Below are 23,633 nucleotides of genomic sequence, written 5' to 3' on the forward strand. Positions count from 1 at the left end.
TTATTGTTGTTAACCGACGTGAACCGAATTTAGCAGGTCTGACTTTTCGGTCAATGGTTTTCTGACTTAAAGGTCAGGAAAAAGCATTTCGTCGATCAACAACGTGTCTATTCAGTATTGACCCTCATTGGATCCCCTGCTTTTTTGCGGGAATCGTGCCAAAAACCGCTGAGTGGGCACTCCGCCATGAGCCTGCATTTGCGCTACACTGCGCCGCTTGTGCAGATCGATAGAGTTTGAAGGACAACCATGACGTTCAAGGCGCCGGACAGCCTCGCCGAGCAAATCGCTCACCACCTCGCCGAACGCATCATTCGTGGCGAAATGAAGCCGGGAGAGCGCATCCAGGAACAGAAGGTCACGCTGGCACTGAATGTCAGCCGCGGTTCGGTCCGTGAAGCCTTGCTGATCCTTGAGCGCCGCCACCTGATCGCGATCCTGCCGCGCCGTGGTGCGCACGTCACCGAGTTGACGCCGCACAAGGTGCAGAGCCTGTGCACATTGATGAGCGAGCTGTACATTCTGCTCGGCAACGCGGTGGCCAATGGCTGGCAAGTGCAGTCGGATATGGCGCCGTTCGTGCAGATCCAGCAGCGCCTGACCGCCAGCTACGAGCGTCAGGATATCCGCAGCTTCGTCGACGAGAGCTTCGCCGTAATGCGCGCCGCCTATCCGTTCGCCAACAATCCGTACCTGCAAGAGACCGTCGAGAACCTGCAGCCGGCCATGAGCCGTGCGTACTTCCTCGCCCTCGAACAGCGCAAGGCTTCAATGAGCGAGTTCCTCGAACTGTTCGAACGCCTGCTCGCCGCCGTGCTCGCCCGTGATTTGCCGCAGATCCGCATCGTGCTGACGGCTTACGCCCAGCGCAGCTGCGATCTGGTGGTTTCCGCCCTGACGGTTGCCTAAGCGTGCGGCTCAAGTGCATCAAACTGGCGGGATTCAAATCCTTCGTCGACCCGACCACGGTGAACTTCCCCAGTAACATGGCGGCGGTCGTCGGGCCGAACGGTTGCGGCAAGTCGAACATCATCGACGCCGTGCGCTGGGTGATGGGCGAAAGTTCGGCGAAGAACCTCCGTGGCGAGTCGATGACCGACGTCATCTTCAACGGCTCGACCAGCCGCAAACCGGTGAGTCAGGCCAGTATCGAACTGGTTTTCGACAACTCCGACGGCACGCTGCTGGGCGAGTACGCCGCCTACGCCGAGATTTCCATCCGCCGTAAAGTCACCCGCGACAGCCAGACCACGTATTACCTCAACGGCACCAAATGCCGGCGTCGCGACATCACCGATATCTTCCTCGGCACCGGTCTGGGCCCGCGCAGTTACTCGATCATCGAGCAAGGGATGATCTCCAAGCTGATCGAGTCCAAGCCCGAAGACCTGCGCAACTTTATCGAAGAAGCTGCCGGCATCTCCAAGTACAAGGAGCGTCGCCGCGAGACCGAAAACCGTATCCGCCGCACCCACGAAAACCTCGCGCGTCTGACTGACCTGCGCGAAGAGCTCGAGCGTCAACTCGAGCGCCTGCACCGCCAGGCCGAAGCGGCGAAGAAGTATCAGGAATTCAAAGCCGAGGAGCGTCAGCTCAAGGCACAACTGTCGGCCCTGCGCTGGCAGGATCTCAACGAACAGGTCGGCCAGCGCGAGTCGATCATCGGCACCCAGGAAATCAGTTTCGAAGCGCTGGTCGCCGAGCAGCGTAATGCTGACGCGGCCATTGAGCGTCTGCGTGATGGTCACCATGACCTGTCCGAACGCTTCAATCTGGTGCAGGGACGCTTCTATTCGGTCGGCGGCGATATCGCCCGCGTCGAGCAAAGCATCCAGCACGGCCAGCAACGCTTGCGGCAGTTGCAGGACGACTTGAAAGAAGCCGAGCGCGCACGCCTCGAAACCGAATCACACCTGGGCCACGACCGCACGTTGCTGCTGACCCTCGGCGAAGAGCTGGACATGCTCACCCCCGAGCAGGAAGTCACCAGCGCTGCCGCCGAAGAAGCCGCCGCTGCACTGGAAGATTCCGAATCGGTCATGCACGGCTGGCAGGAGCAGTGGGACGCCTTCAACCTGACCGCTGCCGAACCGCGCCGTCAGGCTGAAGTGCAGCAGTCGCGCATCCAGCAGTTGGAAACCAGCATGGAGCGTCTGGCCGACCGGCAAAAGCGTCTCGGCGAAGAGCGCGCGCTGCTCTCGGCTGACCCGGAAGACGCGGCGATCATGGAGCTCAACGAGCAGCTCGCCGAGTCCGAAGCGACCCTCGAAGATTTGCAGACCAGCGAAGAAGCGCAGGTCGAAAAGCTTGAACAACTGCGTCAGGAGTTGCAGCAAGCGCTGACCGCGCAACAACAGGCGCAGGGCGATTTGCAGCGCCTCAACGGTCGCCTCGCGTCCCTCGAAGCCTTGCAGCAAGCCGCGCTCGACCCGGGCACCGGCACTGCCGAATGGCTGAAAGAACACAACCTCGCCGAGCGCCCGCGTCTGGCCGAGGGCTTGAAGGTCGAGGCCGGTTGGGAGGTGGCGGTGGAAACCGTGCTCGGCGCCGATCTGCAAGCGGTGCTGGTCGACGACTTCAGCGGCTTCGATTTGTCCGGTTTTACTCAGGGCGATCTGCGCCTGCTCAGCCCGGCCAGCGATGGCGTGCGCGTGGCCGGCAGCTTGCTCGACAAGGTTGATGCGCAGATCGATCTGTCGCCGTGGCTCGGTCAGGTCAAGCCGGTCGACAGCCTCGAGCAAGCCTTGGCCTTGCGCGGGCAATTGAGCGCCGGCGAGAGCTTGATCAGCCGCGACGGTTACTGGGTCGGTCGGCACTTCCTGCGCGTGCGCCGGGCCAGCGAAGCGGAAAGCGGCATGCTCGCCCGTGGCCAGGAAATCGAAGCGCTGCACCTCGAGCGTGAAGAGAAAGAAGCCACGGTCGAGGCCATGGAAACCCGTCTGCAAACCCTGCGCGCACAGCAGCGTCAGCAGGAAAACGGTCGCGAACATTTGCGTCGTTTGCTGCAAGACGAAGCGCGCCAGCAAGGCGAATTGAAAGCACAGCTGTCCGCCGGTAAAGCCAAGGCCGAACAGCTGACTTTGCGTCGCACTCGCCTCGATGAAGAGCTGGTCGAGCTCGGCGAGCAACGCGAACTCGAGCACGAACAGATCGGCGAAGCGCGCATGCAATTGCAAGAAGCGCTGGATGCCATGGCGCTGGACACCGAACAGCGCGAGTTGCTGTTGGCCCAGCGCGACAGCCTGCGCGAGCGCCTTGACCGCGTGCGCCAGGAGGCGCGGCAGCACAAGGATCACGCCCATCAATTGGCCGTGCGTCTTGGCTCTTTGCGCGCGCAGCATGACTCCACGCGTCAGGCGCTGGAACGTCTGGAAATGCAGGCCGAGCGCCTGACTGAAAAGCGCGAACAGTTGAGTCTGAATCTGGAGGAGGGCGAGGCACCGCTGGAAGAGCTGCGCCTGAAACTCGAAGAACTGCTCGACAAGCGCATGACCGTCGATGAAGAACTGAAGACCGCGCAGATCGCTTTGGAAGATGCCGATCGCGAATTGCGCGACGCGGAAAAGCGCCGGACTCAGGCCGAGCAGCAATCGCAGTTGATTCGCGGCCAGCTCGAACAGCAACGCATGGAATGGCAAGCCCTGACCGTGCGCCGCAAGGCTTTGCAGGATCAGTTGCTGGAAGACGGCTACGATCTTAACGGCGTGCTCGCGACATTAACCGCGCAAGCCAGTGAACGCGAAGCCGAAGAAGAACTCGAACGCATCAACGCGCGGATTCAGCGCCTGGGTGCGATCAACCTCGCGGCCATCGATGAATACACGCAACAGTCCGAGCGTAAACGGTATCTGGATGCCCAGGACGCCGATCTGGTCGAAGCACTGGAAACGCTTGAAAACGTAATCCGCAAGATCGACAAGGAAACCCGCAACCGCTTCAAAGATACCTTTGATCAGATCAATGGCGGTTTACAGGCGCTTTTTCCAAAAGTTTTCGGTGGCGGGCGCGCGTATTTGGAACTGACGGGCGAAGATCTACTCGATACAGGGGTAACGATCATGGCGCAGCCGCCAGGGAAGAAGAACAGCACCATCCATTTGCTCTCCGGCGGGGAAAAAGCCCTGACCGCACTGGCACTGGTTTTTGCCATCTTCAAATTGAACCCGGCGCCGTTCTGCATGCTCGATGAGGTTGACGCGCCACTGGATGACGCTAACGTTGGACGCTACGCACGCTTGGTCAAAGAGATGTCGCAGACCGTGCAGTTCATCTATATCACCCACAACAAGATCGCCATGGAAATGGCCGAGCAGTTGATGGGCGTAACGATGCATGAACCGGGTTGTTCGCGACTGGTAGCCGTGGATGTCGAGGAGGCGATGGCGATGGTGGACGCCTGAGTCAGCGTGGTGTCGGAAAAGGTAATTCAGGTCTGTAGGACTTTTTTACCAACTGCGACTTGCTGGCCAATCGACATATTCGCGCAAGCCAAATGAGACAGACGGTGTAAAGTTGTCTTTGGTCGTGCTAGTTTAATGTCAATTTTTCGTATACGTGGGCAAAACGCCTGTCAGAACATAGAGTTGGCGCCACGTTTTAAAGCGGTTTGCACAATGTAAACCCCTTATTTTTCAGCATTTTTTATAGAGGCACGGGATTACATGGAAATCGGTCTGCGCGAGTGGCTGATCGTCATCGGCATCATTGTGATAGCCGGTATTCTTTTCGATGGCTGGCGCCGTATGCGCGGCGGCAAGGGAAAACTGAAATTCCGTCTTGACCGAAGTCTGTCCAACCTGCCGGACGAGGACACCAGCGCTGAGCTGTTGGGCCCGGCTCGCGTGCTGGACACCCACAAAGAGCCGCAACTGGACGAACACGATCTGCCGTCGGTGAGCATGCCGGCCCGCGAAGCACGCGAGCCTCGCGAATCCGGTTCGAAACGTGGCAAGCGTGGCAGCAACGGTCCGGCGCAGGGCGACCTGAATCTCGATCTGGATCTGGACGGTGGCCCGAGCTTCAGCAGCCGTGACAACGATTTCGTTGAAGACAGCAAGCCCGCGCCGGCGATGGCCGACAAGGATCAGCCGCAAGCTGAAGAAGTATTGGTCATCAGCGTGATCTGCCGTGATGCCGCTGGCTTCAAAGGCCCGGCGCTGTTGCAGAACATTCTCGAAAGCGGTCTGCGTTTCGGCGAGATGGATATTTTCCACCGTCACGAAAGCATGGCCGGCAATGGTGAAGTGCTGTTCTCCATGGCCAACGCGGTCAAGCCGGGCATCTTTGATCTGGACGACATCGACCATTTCAGTACCCCGGCGGTAAGCTTCTTCCTCGGCCTGCCAGGCCCGCGTCATCCGAAGCAAGCTTTCGACGTGATGGTGGCTGCAGCCCGCAAGCTGTCGCAGGAATTGAACGGCGAACTGAAAGATGACCAGCGCAGCGTCCTGACCGCGCAGACCATCGAACACTACCGTCAGCGCATCGTCGAATTCGAACGTCGCGCCTTGACCCAGAAGCGTTGATTGAAAAGATTGCCTCGGCACAAGAGGCAGTCGGCAATATAGATTGAGCAGCCTCGGCTGCTCTTTTGCTTTATGAGAGAACACCCATGACCGCCGCCAAAAACCGCATTCTCGAGCTACGCGCTGAACTCGATCAGCACAACTACCGTTACCACGTCCTCGACGAGCCGAGCATTCCGGATGCCGAGTACGACCGGTTGTTCCACGAGCTCAAAGCGCTGGAAGCGGCCAACACGGAACTGATCACCAGCGACTCGCCGACCCAGCGCGTCGGCAGCGTGGCGCTGACCGCGTTCACCCAGGTGCGTCACGAAGTGCCGATGCTCAGCCTCGGCAACGCCTTCGAAGAAACCGACATGCGCGAATTTGATCGCCGGGTGACCGAAGGTCTGGACCTGCCGGCCGGCGATCTGTTCGGTGGCGGTGCGGCGGTGGAGTACAGCTGCGAGCCGAAACTTGATGGCCTGGCGGTCAGTCTGCTTTATCAGGACGGCGTGCTGGTACGCGGCGCCACGCGCGGCGACGGCACCACTGGCGAAGACATCAGCGTCAACGTGCGCACCGTGCGCAACATTCCCCTGAAACTGCATGGCGAAGGCTGGCCGGCGACCCTGGAAGTGCGCGGTGAAGTGTTCATGTCCAAGGCCGGCTTCGAGCGTCTCAACGCCTCGCAACTGGAAATCGGCGGCAAGACCTTCGCCAATCCACGCAACGCTGCCGCTGGTAGCCTGCGCCAGCTCGACTCGAAGATCACCGCCAACCGTCCGCTGGAGTTTTGCTGCTACGGCATCGGCCAGGTCTCCCACGATATTTCCGACACCCACATCGGCAACCTCAAGCAGTTGCAGAAGTGGGGTATGCCGATCAGTCACGAACTGAAGCTGGCCAAGGGCATTGGCGAATGTCTCGATTACTACCGCGACATCGGCGCGCGCCGTAACTCGCTGACCTATGAAATCGACGGCGTGGTGTTCAAGGTCAACAGCATTGCCGATCAACGCGAACTGGGCTTCCGTGCCCGCGAACCGCGTTGGGCGATCGCGCACAAATTCCCGGCTATGGAAGAACTCACCGAGCTGCTCGACGTCGAGTTTCAAGTCGGTCGTACCGGTGCTGTCACCCCGGTCGCTCGTTTGAAACCGGTCAAGGTCGCCGGCGTCACTGTGGCCAACGCTACGCTGCACAACATGGATGAAGTCGCGCGTCTGGGCCTGATGGTCGGCGACACCGTGATCATCCGCCGCGCCGGTGATGTGATTCCGCAGGTGGTGCAAGTGGTCATGGATCGCCGTCCCGAAAATGCGCGCGCGGTGCAGATTCCCGAGAGCTGCCCGGTGTGCGGTTCGCACGTCGAGCGCACGCAACTGATCAAGCGCAGCAAAGGCAAGGAAACCGTCAGCGAAGGCGCGGTGTATCGCTGCGTGGGCCGACTGGCCTGTGGCGCGCAACTGAAGCAGGCGATCATTCACTTCGTCTCGCGTCGGGCGATGGACATCGAAGGCTTGGGCGACAAAAGCGTTGAGCAACTGGTCGATGAAGGTCTGGTCAGTTCGCCGGCCGATCTGTATGCGCTGAAGTTCGATGACATCGTCGATCTGGAAGGTTTTGCCGAGGTATCGAGCAACAAACTGCTGGCGGCCATCGAAGACAGCAAGAAACCGGGGCTGGCGCGTTTTATCTATGCACTGGGTATCCCTGATGTCGGCGAGGAGACTGCCAAGGTCCTGGCGCGCTCGCTGGGTTCGCTGGAGCGCGTGCAGCAGGCGCTGCCGCAAGTGCTGACCTATCTGCCGGATGTGGGGCTGGAAGTGGCGCACGAGATTCACAGCTTCTTTGAAGATGCGCATAACCAGCAGGTCATCGCTGAGTTGCTGGGCCATGGTCTGCAGATTCAGGATCAGGGTGAGTTGGGCGCCGAGTTCGCGGCCAGCACTACGTTGGGTGGCTTTCTCGACAAGCTGCACATTCCTTCGGTCGGCCCCGGTGGCGCGCAGAAGCTGGCGGACAAGTTCGGTTCGCTGGAAGCGGTGATGAATGCTGACTGGCTGGACATGCGTCAGGCCTTGCCGGAGAAACAGGCGAATTCGGTTCGCGAGTTTTTTGCGCTGCCTGAGAACCGGCAACTGGCTGAGGCATCCGAAAAGCAACTGCGTGATTTCGGCATGCACTGGCAGAGCGAGAAGAAGATTGTTGAGGGCTTGCCGCTGTCCGGCGAGACCTGGGTGCTGACCGGCAAGGTTGAGCTGATGAGCCGTGATGTCGCCAAGGAACATCTGGAAAGCCTTGGCGCCAAGGTTGCCGGTTCCGTGTCGGCGAAGACTCATTGTGTGGTCGCAGGCCCCGGCGCTGGTTCCAAGCTGACCAAGGCCAATGAGCTGGGCGTGAAGGTGATGGACGAAGAAGCCTTCATCGCCTTCCTCAAAACTCACGGCGTCGCCGTTTAAGATTGATCGTTCCCACGCTCCCGCGTGGGAATGCCGCTCCGGACGCAGAGCGTCACTGGATGCATTCCCACGCAGAGCGTTGGAACGATCAGCAAAGCGCGGGAACGATGTTGTCACGGGAATGATCTAGTCTTGGCAAGCCCCAGGGAGAGATCGCCATGCACCGCTTTTTCGAGCAGCTCAGTTCCCGCATCATCGCGCCGTTCATGGGCGAATCCTCACGCAACAGCAAAGTCTGGCCGTGCCGCTGCGGCCAGTCGCTGTTCTTTCGCAACAGCCAGTGTCTGGCCTGTAATGCGTTACTCGGTTATCAAGCCGAAGAAAGTCGCCTGACCTCGCTGCAGCCGGGGCCGTATGAGGGCACCTGGACGCTCGATGCCGACCCCGAGGCCGGCCTGTTCCGCCGCTGCGCCAACCTCGACACAGCCGCCGCGTGCAACTGGCTGCTGCCGGCCAACGATCACGACAGCCTGTGCATCGCCTGCAGCCTCAACCGCACCATCCCCGACCTGTCCGCCCCGGACAACCCTGAGCGTTGGCGCAAAGTCGAAATCGCCAAGCGTCGCCTCGTTGCGCAACTGATCACCCTCGGCCTGCAAGTCATCCCGAAAACCGTGGATGAAGACACTGGGCTGGCCTTCGATTTCATCGGCGTCGACCTTGAAGGCAACGCGCCGATGACCGGCCACGCCAATGGCCTGATCACCCTCGACATCAAAGAAGCCGACGACGCCCACCGCGAGCAGGTGAGGGCGGCGATGCATGAACCCTATCGCACACTGCTCGGGCATTTTCGCCATGAGGTTGGCCACTATTACTGGGATCGCCTGATCGCCAACGGCCCCTGGCTCGGCTCGTTCCGCAGCCTGTTCGGCGACGAACGCGCCAGTTACGCCGAAGCGCTTGATCGTCACTATCAACAAGGCGCACCTCAGGACTGGCCGCAGCACTACGTCAGCGCCTACGCAACCATGCACCCGTGGGAAGACTGGGCGGAAACCTGGGCGCACTACCTGCACATGATGGATGCGGTGGACACCGCGCTGGGTTTTGGCATGAGCGCGCGGGAAATGGATTTCGACTACCAGCCGTTTCCGCCCAGCACGCTGTACGACCCGGAGCATCCCGGTGGCGAGGCGTTCCTGTCATTCGTCAACGCGTGGATCGAACTGGCCGGCATGCTCAATGAACTGTCACGGAGCATGGGCCAGCCGGATTTTTACCCGTTCGTGCTGCCGGCGCCAGCGATTGCCAAACTGCACTTCATTCATCTGGTGATCCAGCAGGCGGGCGGCAGGGCGGATGAAGTTCTGGCCCTGTAGGCGCTGCCGCAGGCTGCGATCTTTATGTCCTTGAACCCGTTCATATTTTTAATCTGCAACCAACGGTTGTAACTTCGTCTCAGATAGGTACAATGGCGCGGCTCGCCGACAGGCAAGCATCGTTATGGTGACCCCATCGGTCCCCCCGCAACGATTACCCGTGAACCTGGTCAGAGCCGGAAGGCAGCAGCCACAGCGGGAACATTGTGTGCCGGGGTGTGGCTGGTGGGGTTACCACCTTAACGAACAATCGAACGCTTCAAACAGAACTGCATGGGTTTCGCCCACTGCGGTTTTTTTGTGTCTGCGATTTGGCCAGTGCCCTGAGTTAACTGTGGGAGCGAGCCTGCTCGCGAAGGCGTCAGACCTGCCAGAGATGAGTTGACTGAGACACCGCTTTCGCGAGCAGGCTCACTCCTACAGGGGTTATGGGGTGGCTTCAGAGGACCCGGTATAGAGCCGGATAATCTCATCAATCTCCCCCGACATTTTCATCCGCAACAACGTTCGCAATATTCGCTGCACCGGTACCTTCGGATCATTCCGCACATAACAACCGACCTTCTGCTCCTGCAACACCGCCACCCCTTGCAGCTGTTGCTCAGGTAGCAGGCGCTGGTTAAACCAGTCCAGCGTCCACTGATTGCTCACCGCATAGCGATAACGCCCGGCCAACAGTTTTTCCAGCACCTGCTCCTGATTGCGCGCATCTTCGCGTTGCAATCGATCGTCATCGAACAGCGGTTGCAGAGTCCGGTAGGTGTAGCCCAGAACGGTGCCGATGGATTGGCGGGGCAAATGCGCGGGGACGACACTGGCAGGTTGATCTTTGCGGCTGATCAGCAGATCGCGCTGGAAGAACAACGGCAGACTCCAGATGTAATCCCCCGACTGATTTGGCAGCCATGACTGTGCGGCATAGCAGCGCACGTCGATCTCGCCGTGTTCCATGGCGGTCTGCACGCGGGCGCGGGGCAGGACGTGAAACTCGGCCGGTACGCCGACCTGCGTGGCCAGGCTGAGCATCAGGTCGTAGAGAATGCCTTGGGTCGGTCGGCCGCGTTCGAATTGCACCATCGGCATTGCCCAGCTGTCGGGCATGGCGAAGCGCAACGGGGTTTGCGCTGCCGTCACGTTCAGGCTGATTCCCAGCAACGCCCCTAAGGCCCACCGCATAAACGCTCCGGTAATTCCCGATCCCGAGCCGATAAAAGCCTCTGCTCATGCAGCTTAGCCATATTAGACGAGGACACCGGATGCAATTTTGCCCTTGCTCCGCTAGCATTAGCCGCTTCAGCTTCCTTCGTTGCGACGGTTTTCGATGAGTTATCAGGTTCTTGCACGTAAATGGCGTCCGCGCTCGTTCCGCGAAATGGTCGGCCAGACCCATGTGCTCAAGGCTCTGATCAATGCCTTGGACAGCCAGCGGCTGCACCACGCGTACCTGTTCACCGGTACGCGCGGGGTGGGTAAAACCACGATTGCGCGGATCATTGCCAAATGCCTGAACTGTGAGACAGGTATCACTTCCAGCCCGTGCGGCGAGTGTTCGGTGTGCCGTGAAATCGACGAGGGGCGCTTCGTCGACCTGATCGAGATCGACGCCGCGAGCCGCACCAAGGTCGAAGACACCCGCGAACTGCTCGACAACGTGCAGTACGCGCCAAGCCGTGGGCGCTTCAAGGTCTACCTGATCGACGAAGTGCACATGCTCTCCAGCCATTCCTTCAATGCGCTGCTGAAAACCCTCGAAGAGCCGCCGCCGTACGTCAAGTTCATCCTCGCGACCACTGATCCGCAGAAACTTCCGGCAACGATTTTGTCGCGCTGCCTGCAGTTCTCGCTGAAGAACATGACGCCGGAGCGTGTGGTCGAGCATTTGACCCACGTTCTCACTGCCGAAAACGTACCGTTCGAAGACGATGCACTGTGGCTGCTCGGTCGCGCCGCTGACGGTTCGATGCGTGACGCCATGAGCCTCACCGACCAGGCGATTGCCTTCGGTGAAGGCAAGGTTCTGGCCACCGACGTGCGGGCGATGCTCGGCACGCTGGATCACGGTCAGGTCTATGACGTCCTGCATTCATTGATCGAAGGCGACGCCAAGGCGTTGCTCGAAGCCGTGCGTCACCTGGCCGAACAAGGCCCGGACTGGAATGGCGTGCTCTCGGAAATTCTTAATGTTCTGCACCGCGTGGCCATCGCTCAGGCGTTGCCGGAAGGCGTCGACAACGGCCATGGCGATCGCGATCGCGTATTGGCACTGGCGCAGGCCTTGCCGGCCGAAGACGTGCAGTTCTATTACCAGATGGGCCTGATCGGCCGCCGCGATTTACCGCTGGCGCCGGACCCGCGTGGTGGCTTCGAAATGGTCCTGCTGCGGATGCTGGCCTTCCGGCCGGCAGATACGGCAGACGCACCGAGGCAACCGCTAAAGCCAGTGGGGATCAGCCAGGCCACAGTTGATTCCGCAAACTCCGTGGCTGCCGCGCCTAAACCTGCACCGGTAGTCGCTGCGGCTGTTGCGCCGACGCTTGCTGCAGCGCCTGCGCCAGTGGCTGCACCTGCACCTGCACCTGCACCGGCTCCCGAGCCGGCGCCGGTTGCTCCTGTTGCTGCGCCAGAACCTGAGCCAGCGCCTCTCGTCGCTGAAGAAGTCGTCGACCTGCCGTGGAATGACCCGGTGGAACCCGAGGCCGACCCCGAGCCTGCGCAGCAACCCGCCGTCGAACCGGTACTGGAAACCACCGCCGAGCAACCCGAGTTGCCGCCAATGCCGCTGCCGACCCCGGACAGCGTCGTTCCGGAAGCGCCTGAGTGGGCCGCCGCGCCGATTCCCGAGCCGTCGGTCGCCGACGTCGATGCCGCCACCCCAGGCATGGACCTGGACGACGAGCCGCCGCTGGATGAGGATTACATCGAGCCGGACATCGATTCGGCCTATAGCTACCTCGACGAACTGGCCAGCGAACACGCTGCCGAGCCTGCCCCGGAACCCGAGCCAGAGCCGGCTGCGGCGCCGGCCACAGGTCTGGCGTTGCAGTGGCTGGAGCTGTTCCCGAAACTGCCGATCTCCGGCATGACGGGCAGCATCGCCGCCAATTGCACATTGATCGCCGTCGATGGCGACCATTGGCTGATGCACCTCGACCCGGCGCACAGCGCACTGTTCAACGCCACGCAGCAGCGTCGTCTCAACGATGCCTTGAACCAGTTCCACGGTCGCACGCTGAGCCTGACCATCGAGCTGATCAAGCCCGAGCAGGAAACCCCGGCCCAGGCCGCGTCCCGTCGGCGTGCCAACCGTCAGCGCGAGGCGGAGGAGTCAATCCACGGCGATCCGTTCATCCAGCAGATGGTTCAGCAGTTCGGCGCGGTGGTGCGACACGATACTATTGAACCTGTCGACGCCTTGGTCACCCAAGGCTAATAACTGAAGGTGCCCGGCCGCGCTGGCCGGGCGCTGTTTTGATCCAAGTACTTTTGAGGTGATTCCCATGATGAAAGGTGGCATGGCCGGCCTGATGAAGCAGGCACAGCAGATGCAGGAAAAAATGGCCAAGATGCAGGAAGAACTGGCCAACGCCGAAGTCACCGGTAAGGCCGGCGGCGATATGGTCACCGTGGTGATGACCGGTCGCCACGACGTCAAAAGCGTGAGCATCGACCCAAGCCTGGTTGAAGGCATGAGCGAAGATGACAAAGAAATGCTGGAAGCGGTCATCGCCTCCGCCGTCAACGACGCAGTGCGCAAGATCGAAAAGAACAGCCAGGACAAAATGGGCAACATGACCGCTGGCATGAACCTGCCAGCCGGTATGAAACTGCCATTCTGATTCGCCAACCGGCGGCAGATGAGCTACACAAAATGCCAGGCATTGCGCCTGGCATTTTTGTTTCTGGCCGATCGTTCCCACGCTCTGCGTGGGAATGCAGCCCGGGACGCTCCGCGTTCCAAGTCCAGAGCCGAACGCGGAGCGTCCGTTGCGGCATTCCCACGCGGAGCATGGGAACGATCAATCCCGGCCAACTGAATAAACATCGAACGTGCAAAAGCCTCAACGGTCTGCTCCCTATACCCGCTGAATTAACCCTTCACAGGAGACGCTGACATGTCCGACTCTCTCACGCTCAACCAACGCTTCGTCCTCGCCTCGCGTCCGGTTGGCGCGCCGACCCCGGAAAACTTCCGCCTCGAACGCGAAGCCTTGCCGGATCTGCAGGACGGTCAGGTATTGTTGAAAACCCTGTACCTGTCCCTCGATCCCTACATGCGCGGGCGCATGAGCGACGCACCGTCCTACGCCGCGCCGGTACAAATCGGTGAAGTGATGACCGGCGGCGCGGTCAGCCGTGTCGAGGACTCACGTCATCCGAAATTCCATAAAGGCGATCTGGTGGTCGGCGCGACCGGTTGGCAGAGCCACAGCATCAGCGATGGCCGTGACATCATGCCGATCCCGGCCGGGTTGCCGAGCCCGTCGATGGCGCTGGGTGTGTTGGGCATGCCCGGCATGACCGCGTACATGGGGCTGATGGACATCGGCCAGCCAAAAGAGGGCGAAACATTGGTCGTGGCTGCTGCGTCCGGCGCGGTCGGTTCGGTGGTCGGGCAAGTGGCCAAGATCAAAGGGCTGCGCGCAGTCGGCGTGGCCGGCGGTGCTGATAAGTGCAAGTACGTGGTCGAAGAGCTGGGTTTCGATGCCTGCATCGATCACAAGGCGCCCGATTTTGCCGAGCAATTGGCCAAGGCCTGCCCCGATGGCATCGACATCTATTACGAGAACGTCGGTGGTCATGTGTTCGATGCCGTGGTGCCGTTGCTCAACCCCAAGGCGCGCATTCCGCTGTGCGGCCTGATCGCCGGTTACAACGCCTCCGAAACGCCAAAAGGCCCGGATCGCCTGCCGATGCTGCAACGCACGCTGCTGACCAAGCGCGTGCGCATTCAGGGCTTCATCGTGTTCGACGATTACGGTGATCGTCAGCCGGAGTTCATCAGCCACATGGTGCCGTGGGTACGCGATGGCAAGGTGAAATTCCGCGAGGACGTGGTCGAAGGCCTGGAGCAGGCGCCCGAGGCGTTTATCGGTCTGCTGGAAGGGCGCAACTTCGGCAAACTGGTGGTGAAGGTCGCCCAGGACTGAGTATTTGACGCTGGCCAGAGGCGCGGGTATAAACCGCGTCTCGTTGTTTTGTCGGACTTTTTACCCATGAGCTTCAGCCCTTTGATTCGCCAACTGATCGACGCCTTGCGCACTTTGCCGGGCGTGGGGCAGAAAACCGCCCAGCGCATGGCGTTGCAGATGCTCGAGCGTGACCGCAGCGGCGGCTTGCGCCTGGCCCAGGCCCTCAGCCAGGCCATGGAAGGGGTCGGTCACTGCCGTCAGTGCCGCACGCTGACCGAAGACGATCTGTGCCCGCAATGCGCCGATACCCGCCGTGACGATACGTTGCTGTGCGTGGTGGAAGGGCCGATGGATGTGTATGCGGTCGAGCAGACCGGTTTCCGTGGCCGCTACTTTGTGCTCAAGGGGCATTTGTCGCCGCTCGATGGCCTGGGGCCTGAGGCGATCGGCATTCCGCAGTTGATGACGCGGATCGAAGAGGCGGGCACGTTTACCGAAGTCATCCTCGCGACCAACCCGACCGTGGAAGGTGAGGCGACGGCGCATTACATTGCTCAGCTGTTGAGCAACAAAGGCCTGATCGCCTCGCGGATTGCCCACGGCGTGCCGTTGGGTGGTGAACTGGAACTGGTCGATGGCGGCACGCTGGCGCATTCGTTTGCCGGGCGTAAACCGATTTCTCTCTGAATTTGCAGTGTCTGAGCTGACGCCTTCGCGAGCAAGCTCGCTCCCACATTGGTTTTGTGTCATTCACAAATCCCCTGTGGGAGCGAGCTTGCTCGCGAATGGGGTGACTCGGTTTGGCTGATTCACACAATTGAGTTGAAAACCAAGCAAGCGCTCGGTTAAGTTCGGCGAACCTTTCCGTGGAGCTCGCCCATGCCTGCCTTTCAGGAATACTTCGACCCCAGCCACCAATTGGTCCGCGACAGCGTCAGACGTTTCGTCGAACGCGAGATCCTGCCGGACATCGATCAGTGGGAAGAAGCCGAAAGCTTCCCCCGCGAGCTGTACCTGAAGGCTGGCGCGGCAGGCATCCTCGGCATCGGTTATCCGGAAGCGCTGGGAGGCAGCCATGCAGGCGATCTGTTCGCCAAGGTCGCCGCGAGTGAAGAGTTGATGCGCTGCGGCTCTGGCGGCCTGGTAGCGGGGCTGGGGTCGCTGGATATCGGCCTGCCACCGATCGTCAAATGGGCCCGTCCCGAGGTGCGTGACCGGGTCGTGCCACAGGTGCTCAGCGGCGAAAAGATCAGTGCCCTGGCCGTCACCGAACCCGGCGGCGGCTCCGACGTCGCCAACCTGCAAACCCGCGCCGTGCGTGACGGCGATGTCTATCGCGTCAGCGGCAGTAAAACCTTTATCACCAGTGGCGTGCGCGCCGATTTCTACACCGTCGCGGTACGCACCGGTGCGCCGGGGTTTGGCGGCATCAGTCTGCTGCTGATCGAGAAGGGTACGCCGGGCTTCACCGTTGGCCGTCAGTTGAAAAAAATGGGTTGGTGGGCGTCGGACACGGCAGAGTTGTTCTTCGACGATTGCCGCGTGCCTGCAGAAAACCTGATCGGCGCCGAGAACATGGGCTTCGCCTGCATCATGGGCAATTTCCAGAGCGAACGGCTGGCGTTGGCGCTGATGGCCAACATGACCTCACAGCTTGCACTGGAGCAAAGCCTGAAGTGGGCGCGCGAGCGCGAAGCGTTTGGCAAGCCGATCGGCAAGTTTCAGGTGATCAAGCATCGCCTCGCCGAGATGGCGACTGCGCTGGAAGTCTCACGCGAGTTTACTTACCGGCAAGCGGCGAAGATGGCGGCGGGACAGAGTGTGATCAAGGAAATTTCCATGGCGAAGAACTTTGCCACGGACACCTCGGACCGGATCACCACCGAGGCAGTGCAGATTCTTGGTGGGCTGGGTTATATGCGCGAAAGTCTGGTGGAGCGGCTGTATCGGGATAACCGCATTCTGTCGATTGGCGGCGGGACGCGGGAAGTGATGAACGAGATCATTAGCAAGCAGATGGGGCTTTAGGTTTCGGCGTGAGGCTGCCGGACCCTTCGCGAGCAAGCTCGCTCCCACAGTTGGAATGCGTTCCCTTGTGGGAGCGAGCTTGCTCGCGAAAGCGTCCGGGAGGGCGCTACTTATTTATCAGTCAGGGCAAACTGCGTCAGGCAGAAGCTAGGAATGCCCATGTCCTCAAGCCGCTGCGAGCCACCCAGCTCCGGCAAGTCAATAATCGCCGCCGCCTCATGCACCCGTGCGCCCATGCGGCGAATCAGGTTGGCGGCGGCGATCAACGTCCCGCCCGTGGCAATCAAATCATCGAACATCACCACCGAATCGCCTTCACACAGGCTGTCGGCGTGCACTTCCAGGAACGCTTCGCCGTACTCGGTTGCGTAACCTTCGGCCAGTACGTCCGCCGGCAGTTTGCCTTGCTTGCGGAACAGCACCAGCGGCTTGTTCAACTGATAGGCCAACACCGAGCCGATCAGGAAGCCACGGGCATCCATCGCGCCGATGTGGGTGAAATCAGCTTCGACGTAACGGTGGGCGAAACTGTCCATCACCAGGCGCAGAGCCGTCGGCGACTGAAACAGCGGGGTGATGTCGCGAAAGATCACGCCCGGTTTCGGGAAGTCGATCACAGGGCGGATAAGCGATTTGATGTCGAAGGAGTCGAAGACCATCGTCGAGGTGTCCTGGCAGGGCTGCAAACGGCGCAGTATACCCGCGGCTGAAACGCTTCGCTCAACCGCGGATCGAGATCAGCCTTCGATCGAGCCACCGGCCAGCGCGCAGAGCTGGATCGGGTCGAGGATGTGAATCTCTTTACCCTCGGCGGCGATCAGTTCGTTCTGCTGAAAACGGGTGAAGACCCGGGACACGGTTTCCACCGCCAGACCGAGGTAGTTACCGATTTCATTGCGCGACATGCTCAGACGGAACTGGTTGGCCGAAAAGCCGCGAGCGCGGAAGCGGGCCGAGAGGTTGACCAGGAAGGTAGCGATGCGCTCGTCGGCGGTTTTTTTCGACAGTAGCAACATCATTTGCTGGTCGTCGCGGATTTCCCGGCTCATGACGCGCATCAACTGGCGGCGTAGCTGCGGCAGTTGCAGGGCCAGTTCGTCGAGACGTTCAAAAGGGATTTCGCAGACCGAAGTGGTTTCCAGTGCTTGGGCGGAGACCGGGTGTTTCTCGGTGTCCATGCCGGACAGGCCGACCAGTTCGCTCGGCAGGTGGAAACCCGTCAACTGCTCTTCGCCGCTGTCGCTGAGGCTGAAGGTCTTCAGGGCGCCGGAGCGTACTGCATAAACGGAATCGAACGTGTCGCCCTGGCGGAACAGGAACTCGCCTTTTTTCAACGGGCGGCCGCGTTTAACGATTTCGTCCAGCGCATCCATGTCTTCCAGATTCAGAGAAAGTGGCAGGCAGAGAGGGGCCAGGCTGCAATCCTTGCAATGGGCCTGGTTGTGAGCGCGCAGTTTAACTGGCTCGGACATTTCTTGGATCCTTGTGGGAAAACACACATAAGCCGTAAGGGTAACTCACGGGAGGACATTCAGGCCAGTCTGGGGCGACTTTGCCCTACAGCCATAAAGCCACAGGGCCAGCAGCCGATAAACAGGTATCAAAGTGCATACAAGGAACGATTCGATGGCCGCCATTGGTACGCTGGGCCCCGCTAGCAGCGACGTTGCGGCAACGCCGGAAGCGTTTAAAGCTGCGTCCGGCAATGCACGCGATCCAGGCTCGCCCGAAGAGGCAACCCCGACCTTGGTCGAGGGCGTCAAAGTGTCGCTGTCCGGCGCATCGATCGAAAAGGCCGCCAGTATCGGTGGCGAAAACAGCGACATCGAGAACAGTGGCTTGCCAGAGAACATCCAGCAATTGCTGAAGATGATCCGCAAACTGCAAAAACAGATTGCCGAGAAAAAGGCACTCATCGAAGCGGTCATGGCCGACAAGCGCCTTTCCAACGAAGAAAAGATCATCAAGGCTGCCGCGCTGCGAGGCGCTATCGCCGCGTTGAATACCGGCCTGATCACGGCCAATCTGGCTTTGTCCAAAGTGGTCGGGCAGTCCGGGTTGACCGCGGATCAGAACCTGAGCGTCGGTTCGTTGCTGACGAAAAACTAGATCACCCGCGAGAAGCGCTGACGGTTCTGCTGTTCCAGGTAGGCATCGAACACCATGCACACCGAGCGCACCAGCAGACGACCCGCCGGCAAAACGGCGATCCGCTCGCGATCCAGCACGATCAGGCCATCACTGGCCATGCCTTGCAACTGCGGCCACAGCGCGCCGAAATAGCCCTGAAAATCGATGTTGAACTGCTGCTCGATCGCGGCGAATTCCAGGCTGAAATTGCAGATCAGTTGCTGAATCACCGCTCGGCGCAAGCGATCATCGGCGTTACACACCAGGCCCCGGCTGGTCGCCAGTTGTGCGGCGGCGAGGGTGTTCTGGTACTCGTTGAGATCGCTGCTGTTCTGGCAGTACAGATCGCCGATCTGGCTGATCGCGGAAACCCCCAGACCAATCAGATCGCAGTGGCCATGAGTGGTGTAACCCTGGAAGTTGCGTTGCAGGGTTTGTTCTTCCTGAGCAATCGCCAGCTCGTCATCGGGCAGGGCGAAGTGATCCATGCCGATGTAGCGATAGCCGGCGGCGGTGAGCTGCTCGATGGTGCGCTCAAGCATTTCCAGCTTCTGCGCAGGCTCGGGCAATTCATTGCCGTTGATCCGTCGCTGCGGCATGAAACGCTCGGGCAGGTGCGCATAGTTGAACACCGAGAGCCGGTCCGGTTGCAGGCTGATGACTTCTTCAACGGTGCGGGCGAAATTTTCCGAGGTCTGTTTGGGCAAGCCGTAGATCAAATCGATATTGATCGAGCGAAATTGCAGAGTACGCGCAGCATCGATCACCGCGCGGGTTTCTTCCAGACTTTGCAGGCGATTGACCGCGCGCTGCACCGCTGGATCAAGGTCTTGCAGGCCGATGCTGACCCGGTTGAAACCCAGTTCGCGCAGCAGGCCCATGGTCGACCAGTCGGCTTCACGCGGGTCGATCTCGATGCCGTAATCGCCGGAGTCGTCCTCCAGCAAATTGAAATGCTTGCGCAGGTGCGCCATCAACTGACGCAGTTCGTCGTGGCTGAGAAAGGTCGGCGTGCCGCCACCGAAGTGCAGTTGTTCGACCTTCTGCGCCGGGTCGAGGTGGCAGGCGATCAACTGGATTTCCTGCTCCAGCCGCTGCAGGTAGGGCAGGGCGCGACCACGATCCTTGGTGATGACTTTGTTGCAGGCGCAGTAGTAGCAAATGTTCGCGCAGAACGGCACATGCACATACAACGACAACGGGCGCAGGGCCTTGCGGCTGTCGCGCAGGGCATGAAACAGGTCGAAGGTGCCGACCTGACTATGAAATTGCACGGCCGTCGGATACGAGGTGTAGCGCGGCCCCGCCAGGTCGTAGCGGCGGATCAGATCAGAGTCCCAACGAATGGCGTCGAGCATGCGGGCATTCCCCCGGATAGGCTGGCAGTGTGGGCGAGTCTATAGGGCGGCGGCGATGGGGCTTTTGATTTGCATCAACGGGGAGAAGTGTGGTGTTAGTGCGGGCCTCTTCGCGAGCAGGCTCGCTCCCACATTGGATCGGTGGTGCAACACAAATCCCCTGTGGGAGCGAGCCTGCTCGCGAAGGCCGCGCCGCCGATCTAATGGCCCATGAGCCAATGCTGATGTGGGCCGGGTAATGTCCAGATCCCGAACAGGATCACCAGCAGTCCACCCGCCATGCGCACGCTGCGTTTGCGCAAAATGGCAGTCACGCGTTCCGCCGCAAGCCCCGTCGCCAGCAAAACCGGCCAGGTGCCGAGGCCGAACGCGAGCATCAACAACGCACTGTCCAGCGCATTGCCCTGACTCGCCGACCACAGCAATGTGCTGTAAACCAGTCCGCACGGCAGCCAGCCCCACAACGCGCCAAGTAGTAACGCGCGCGGCACACTCGACACCGGCAGCAAGCGGTTGGCCACCGGTTGAATGTAACGCCACAGCCCGAGCCCCAAACTTTCAATGCGCGTCAGCCCACTCCACCATCCGGCCAGATACAAACCCATGGCGATCAGCAACAACCCGGCCAGCACACGCATGAACAATGCGGCTGGACTGTTCGCCACCGCCCATCCCGCCAGCCCGATCAGCAAGCCCGCCGTGGCATAACTGAGGATTCGGCCCAGGTTGTACGCCAACAACAAGCGAAAGCGCCGGCTGCGCTGTTCCTTGGGAATCGCCAGGGTCAGCGCGCCCATCAAACCGCCGCACATGCCCAGGCAATGACCGCCACCGAGCAGGCCGAGGATCAATGCCGATACCAACAGCGGCGCCAGTTCAAGCATGAGGTGGGGCCTTGTCGTCCGGTTTGTCGGGGTTGGCTTCGTCCACGGCGGCGGTGTGGTTCGGATCCTGATCATCGAACAGGATGCTGTGCGCCGGGCCGTCGAGGTCGTCGTACTGACCGCTGTCCACCGCCCAGAAAAAGATGTAAACGGCGATGGCCACGATCAGCAGGGCGGCCGGGATCATCACGTAGAGAGCTGGCATCTGTACTCCAGGTGCCCGCGCGGCTCAGGCCGGCAGCGGGCGGGTGTGCGATCGGGTGCTGGCGGGCGGCGGACTCGGCAGGCGAGTCAGGCGCAGGGCATTGAGCACCACGGTCAACGAACTGATCGACATGCCGACGGCGGCCCACACCGGAGTGATCCAGCCGAGGGCGGCGAACGGCAACATGAGGCCATTGTACAGCGCCGCCCACAGCAGGTTCTCGATGATGACCCGACGGGTCCGCCGCGCGAGCGTGAAGGCTTGGACCAAGGCGTCGAGGCGGTTGGACAGCAACACCGCATCGGCACTGGTTTTCGCCAGATCGGTGGCCGAACCCATGGCCACGCTGATGTCGGCCGCGGCGAGTACCGGCACGTCATTGACGCCATCGCCGAGCATCAGCACTTTGCGACCTTCCTTGTGCAACTGTTGCAAGACTTGCAGCTTGTCATCCGGGCGCAAACCGCCACGAGCTTCATCAATGCCCAATTCCGCTGCCACACTGGCGACCATTGGCGAGCTGTCGCCGGACAACAACAGCGTACGCCAGCCGCGCGTCTTGCACGCGGCGAGCAGGGCGGGGGCGTCGTCACGCAAGCGGTCGTCGAGAACGAACCACGCCAGCGGCCCTTGAGTGTCGCCGAGCAGCAACCATTGGCCGGCCTCGTTTGGCATGGCGGGCACGTTCGCACCGCTGAGGGCGCAGACAAATTCTGCCTGGCCGATGCGCAAACGCTGTCCATCGACCAAGCCTTCGAGGCCAAGACCTGGCGTGCTGTGGACTTCTTCAGCGGCCAGCGGCGCACGGCCAAAGGCACGGGCAATCGGGTGTTCCGAACGGTTTTCCAGTGCGGCGGCAAGGCTCAGGCATTCATCGCTGTCGCGCGCGCCGAGCGGGCGAATCGAGCGCAGCACCAGTCGGCCTTCGGTGAGGGTGCCGGTCTTGTCGAAGATCACCGTGTCGATTTGATTCAAGCCTTCCAGCACGTGACCACGGGTCAGCAGCAAACCGAGTTTGTGCAATGTCCCGGTGGCTGCGGTGAGCGCGGTCGGTGTCGCCAGCGACAGCGCGCACGGGCAGGTCGCAACGAGCATGGCGAGGACAATCCAGAATGCGCGCGATGAATCCAGCTCCCACCAGAGCAGGCCGATGGCCGCGGCGGCAATCAGTGATAACAGCAAAAACCATTGCGCGGCGCGGTCGGCGATTTCCGCCAGTCGCGGTTTTTCCGCCTGGGCGCGGTCGAGCAGACGGACGATGGCCGACAGGCGCGTGTCTTGGCCCAGCGCCTGAACTTCCACGGTCAACGCGCCTTCGACATTGAGCGTGCCAGCAGTGACCGTGTCGCCGAGGGTACGCGGTTGCGGCAGGTATTCGCCGGTGAGCAGCGATTCGTCGATGCTCGATTGGCCGTCGATGATCTTGCCGTCCGCCGGCAAAATCGAGCCGGCCTGCACCAGAATCCGCTCGCCGAGGCGCAGTTCGCTGAGCAGGATGCGTTCGCTCTGGCCGGCTGCATCAAGGCGCAGGCAGGAGGCAGGCAACAGATTGACCAATTGCGCGGTGGCGGCAGCGGTGCGTTCGCGGGCACGGCGTTCGAGATAGCGGCCGGCAAGCAGGAACAGTGCAAACATCCCCACCGCGTCGAAATACAACTCGCCGACCCCGGTGATCGAGGTCCAGATCCCGGCAATGTAGGCACTGCCGATCGCCAGCGACACCGAGACATCCATGGTCAGGTGGCGTGTGCGCAGATCGCGCATCGCGCCTTTGAAGAACGGCGCGCAGCTGTAGAACACGATCGGTGTGGTCAGGAACAGCGCGACCCAGCGCAGGATCGTGTGCAGCTCGGGGCTGAGGTCGATGTTGAATTCCGGCCAGGTGGCCATGGTCGCCATCATCGCCTGGAACCACAGCAGCCCGGCGACGCCGAGCTGACGCAGGGCCAGGCGGTTTTCGCTGGCCAGTTGTTCGCTGGCGTGATCGGCCTGATACGGGTGGGCGGCGTAGCCGATGTGGCGCAGTTCGGCGAGTACTTGGCTCAGCGGTAATTGCGCGTCGGCCCAGCGCACATGCAGGCGATGGTTGGACAGGTTCAGCCGCGCTTCGGCCACGGCGGGCAGCGTGCGCAGGTGTTTTTCGATCAGCCAGCCGCAGGCGGCACAACTGATGCCTTCCATCAACAGGGTGGTTTCAGCCAGTTCGCCTTCATGGCGGACGAAGGGTTGCTGCACATCGGCGCGGTCGTACAGGGCCAGCTCATCGACCAATTGCACCGGCAATGCTTCGGGGTTGGCCGAGGCTTCGCTGCGGTGTTGGTAATAGCTTTCCAGGCCGCCGGCGACGATGGCTTCGGCCACGGCCTGACAGCCCGGGCAGCAGAATTCGCGGGATTGCCCGAGTACGACGGCAGTGAAGCGGCTGCCGGACGAGACCGGCAGGGCGCAGTGATAGCAGGGGAGTGGGGTGGTCATGGCATCGTTGAGGGGTTAAGCCCTTGCATTGGGGTTGTCCGCTTGCCCTCACCCCAGCCCTCTCCCGGAGGGAGAGGGAGCCGATCGGTGTGAGCCGGAAAAACTGGTTCAGTCGACTGGATCATTACTGTCA

General features: G+C 61.0%; 18 protein-coding genes and 1 other RNA gene. 12 read left to right on the plus strand and 7 right to left on the minus strand.

From position 1 onward, the window contains the following. The first annotated feature begins 249 nt into the window (after window positions 1-249). The 6 genes from AB4O01_RS00255 (at window position 250) to ffs (ending at window position 9,522) form a co-directional block, all read left to right on the plus strand. Entirely contained in the window at window positions 250-909 is a 660-nt protein-coding gene (locus tag AB4O01_RS00255; protein WP_460090285.1) for a GntR family transcriptional regulator, read from the plus strand. A 2-nt stretch (window positions 910-911) separates the two neighbouring features. Beyond that, complete coding sequence (gene smc, locus AB4O01_RS00260; protein WP_460090286.1) at window positions 912-4,400, plus strand: chromosome segregation protein SMC; 3,489 nt, start codon at window positions 912-914, stop codon at window positions 4,398-4,400. 261 nt (window positions 4,401-4,661) lie between these two features. Next, on the plus strand, window positions 4,662-5,525 hold the full coding sequence (zipA, locus tag AB4O01_RS00265; protein ID WP_034152851.1) for a cell division protein ZipA: 864 nt from the start codon (window positions 4,662-4,664) through the stop codon (window positions 5,523-5,525). Window positions 5,526-5,611: 86 nt separating this feature from the next. Then, window positions 5,612-7,969 carry an NAD-dependent DNA ligase LigA gene (ligA, locus tag AB4O01_RS00270; RefSeq protein WP_460090287.1) on the plus strand — a complete coding sequence of 786 codons (2,358 nt, stop codon included), beginning with the start codon at window positions 5,612-5,614 and terminating at the stop codon, window positions 7,967-7,969. Between the two features lie 158 nt (window positions 7,970-8,127). Then, window positions 8,128-9,291: a zinc-binding metallopeptidase family protein gene (locus tag AB4O01_RS00275; RefSeq protein WP_257357996.1), complete on the plus strand. Its 1,164-nt coding sequence runs from the start codon at window positions 8,128-8,130 to the stop codon at window positions 9,289-9,291. A gap of 134 nt (window positions 9,292-9,425) precedes the next feature. Then, window positions 9,426-9,522: signal recognition particle sRNA small type (gene ffs / locus AB4O01_RS00280), an RNA gene on the plus strand. Between the two features lie 195 nt (window positions 9,523-9,717). On the opposite strand, the gene AB4O01_RS00285 is transcribed toward ffs, so the two are convergent. After that, window positions 9,718-10,467, minus strand: a complete 750-nt coding sequence (locus AB4O01_RS00285; RefSeq protein ID WP_460090288.1) for a substrate-binding periplasmic protein — start codon at window positions 10,465-10,467, stop codon at window positions 9,718-9,720. 145 nt (window positions 10,468-10,612) lie between these two features. Between AB4O01_RS00285 and dnaX the strand changes: the two genes are divergently transcribed. The 5 genes from dnaX (at window position 10,613) to AB4O01_RS00310 (ending at window position 16,448) form a co-directional block, all read left to right on the plus strand. After that, window positions 10,613-12,721: a DNA polymerase III subunit gamma/tau gene (gene dnaX / locus AB4O01_RS00290; RefSeq protein WP_460090289.1), complete on the plus strand. Its 2,109-nt coding sequence runs from the start codon at window positions 10,613-10,615 to the stop codon at window positions 12,719-12,721. Window positions 12,722-12,788: 67 nt separating this feature from the next. Further along, window positions 12,789-13,127, plus strand: a complete 339-nt coding sequence (locus AB4O01_RS00295; RefSeq protein WP_016984747.1) for a YbaB/EbfC family nucleoid-associated protein — start codon at window positions 12,789-12,791, stop codon at window positions 13,125-13,127. Between the two features lie 276 nt (window positions 13,128-13,403). Then, window positions 13,404-14,438 (plus strand): NADP-dependent oxidoreductase, encoded by a 1,035-nt coding sequence (locus AB4O01_RS00300; RefSeq protein ID WP_460090290.1) that lies wholly within the window; start codon window positions 13,404-13,406, stop codon window positions 14,436-14,438. A 66-nt stretch (window positions 14,439-14,504) separates the two neighbouring features. Next, window positions 14,505-15,107 carry a recombination mediator RecR gene (recR, locus tag AB4O01_RS00305; RefSeq protein ID WP_007918335.1) on the plus strand — a complete coding sequence of 201 codons (603 nt, stop codon included), beginning with the start codon at window positions 14,505-14,507 and terminating at the stop codon, window positions 15,105-15,107. A gap of 192 nt (window positions 15,108-15,299) precedes the next feature. Continuing rightward, window positions 15,300-16,448 carry an acyl-CoA dehydrogenase family protein gene (locus AB4O01_RS00310; protein ID WP_460090291.1) on the plus strand — a complete coding sequence of 383 codons (1,149 nt, stop codon included), beginning with the start codon at window positions 15,300-15,302 and terminating at the stop codon, window positions 16,446-16,448. Between the two features lie 110 nt (window positions 16,449-16,558). Here AB4O01_RS00310 and AB4O01_RS00315 read toward each other — a convergent pair whose 3' ends face one another. After that, a complete protein-coding gene (locus AB4O01_RS00315; RefSeq protein WP_034152844.1) occupies window positions 16,559-17,107 on the minus strand; it encodes an adenine phosphoribosyltransferase in 549 nt (182 codons plus the stop codon). A gap of 78 nt (window positions 17,108-17,185) precedes the next feature. Beyond that, window positions 17,186-17,920: a fumarate/nitrate reduction transcriptional regulator Fnr gene (fnr, locus tag AB4O01_RS00320; protein WP_007918332.1), complete on the minus strand. Its 735-nt coding sequence runs from the start codon at window positions 17,918-17,920 to the stop codon at window positions 17,186-17,188. A 154-nt stretch (window positions 17,921-18,074) separates the two neighbouring features. Here fnr and AB4O01_RS00325 point away from each other — a divergent pair, with 154 nt between their 5' ends. Beyond that, window positions 18,075-18,557 carry a hypothetical protein gene (locus AB4O01_RS00325; protein ID WP_093431846.1) on the plus strand — a complete coding sequence of 161 codons (483 nt, stop codon included), beginning with the start codon at window positions 18,075-18,077 and terminating at the stop codon, window positions 18,555-18,557. Here the strand turns inward: AB4O01_RS00325 and hemN are convergent. The 4 genes from hemN to AB4O01_RS00345 all read right to left on the minus strand — a co-directional run bounded on the left by hemN (window position 18,554) and on the right by AB4O01_RS00345 (window position 23,500). Continuing rightward, entirely contained in the window at window positions 18,554-19,936 is a 1,383-nt protein-coding gene (gene hemN / locus AB4O01_RS00330) for an oxygen-independent coproporphyrinogen III oxidase (protein WP_460090292.1), read from the minus strand. The genes AB4O01_RS00325 and hemN overlap by 4 nt on opposite strands. 200 nt (window positions 19,937-20,136) lie before the next feature. Then, on the minus strand, window positions 20,137-20,820 hold the full coding sequence (locus AB4O01_RS00335) for a sulfite exporter TauE/SafE family protein (RefSeq protein ID WP_460090293.1): 684 nt from the start codon (window positions 20,818-20,820) through the stop codon (window positions 20,137-20,139). Beyond that, a complete protein-coding gene (gene ccoS, locus AB4O01_RS00340; protein ID WP_093431851.1) occupies window positions 20,813-21,025 on the minus strand; it encodes a cbb3-type cytochrome oxidase assembly protein CcoS in 213 nt (70 codons plus the stop codon). Before ccoS ends, AB4O01_RS00335 begins: the two co-directional genes overlap by 8 nt. Window positions 21,026-21,049: 24 nt before the next feature. Continuing rightward, window positions 21,050-23,500: a heavy metal translocating P-type ATPase gene (locus AB4O01_RS00345; RefSeq protein ID WP_460090294.1), complete on the minus strand. Its 2,451-nt coding sequence runs from the start codon at window positions 23,498-23,500 to the stop codon at window positions 21,050-21,052. Between the last annotated feature and the right edge of the window lie 133 nt (window positions 23,501-23,633).

The organism is Pseudomonas sp. S2_E02, assembly GCF_054668355.1.

Bases quoted from the DNA above. Each gene is read 5' to 3' on its own strand.
- AB4O01_RS00315 (WP_034152844.1), bottom strand. From the start codon at position 17,107: ATGGTCTTCGACTCCTTCGACATCAAATCGCTTATCCGCCCTGTGATC.
- dnaX (WP_460090289.1), top strand. From the start codon at position 10,613: ATGAGTTATCAGGTTCTTGCACGTAAATGGCGTCCGCGCTCGTTCCGC.
- ccoS (WP_093431851.1), bottom strand. From the start codon at position 21,025: ATGCCAGCTCTCTACGTGATGATCCCGGCCGCCCTGCTGATCGTGGCC.
- AB4O01_RS00345 (WP_460090294.1), bottom strand. From the start codon at position 23,500: ATGACCACCCCACTCCCCTGCTATCACTGCGCCCTGCCGGTCTCGTCC.
- AB4O01_RS00310 (WP_460090291.1), top strand. From the start codon at position 15,300: ATGCCTGCCTTTCAGGAATACTTCGACCCCAGCCACCAATTGGTCCGC.
- zipA (WP_034152851.1), top strand. From the start codon at position 4,662: ATGGAAATCGGTCTGCGCGAGTGGCTGATCGTCATCGGCATCATTGTG.
- AB4O01_RS00255 (WP_460090285.1), top strand. From the start codon at position 250: ATGACGTTCAAGGCGCCGGACAGCCTCGCCGAGCAAATCGCTCACCAC.
- AB4O01_RS00285 (WP_460090288.1), bottom strand. From the start codon at position 10,467: ATGCGGTGGGCCTTAGGGGCGTTGCTGGGAATCAGCCTGAACGTGACG.
- hemN (WP_460090292.1), bottom strand. From the start codon at position 19,936: ATGCTCGACGCCATTCGTTGGGACTCTGATCTGATCCGCCGCTACGAC.
- AB4O01_RS00295 (WP_016984747.1), top strand. From the start codon at position 12,789: ATGATGAAAGGTGGCATGGCCGGCCTGATGAAGCAGGCACAGCAGATG.
- recR (WP_007918335.1), top strand. From the start codon at position 14,505: ATGAGCTTCAGCCCTTTGATTCGCCAACTGATCGACGCCTTGCGCACT.
- AB4O01_RS00275 (WP_257357996.1), top strand. From the start codon at position 8,128: ATGCACCGCTTTTTCGAGCAGCTCAGTTCCCGCATCATCGCGCCGTTC.
- fnr (WP_007918332.1), bottom strand. From the start codon at position 17,920: ATGTCCGAGCCAGTTAAACTGCGCGCTCACAACCAGGCCCATTGCAAG.
- ligA (WP_460090287.1), top strand. From the start codon at position 5,612: ATGACCGCCGCCAAAAACCGCATTCTCGAGCTACGCGCTGAACTCGAT.
- AB4O01_RS00325 (WP_093431846.1), top strand. From the start codon at position 18,075: ATGGCCGCCATTGGTACGCTGGGCCCCGCTAGCAGCGACGTTGCGGCA.
- AB4O01_RS00335 (WP_460090293.1), bottom strand. From the start codon at position 20,820: ATGCTTGAACTGGCGCCGCTGTTGGTATCGGCATTGATCCTCGGCCTG.
- AB4O01_RS00300 (WP_460090290.1), top strand. From the start codon at position 13,404: ATGTCCGACTCTCTCACGCTCAACCAACGCTTCGTCCTCGCCTCGCGT.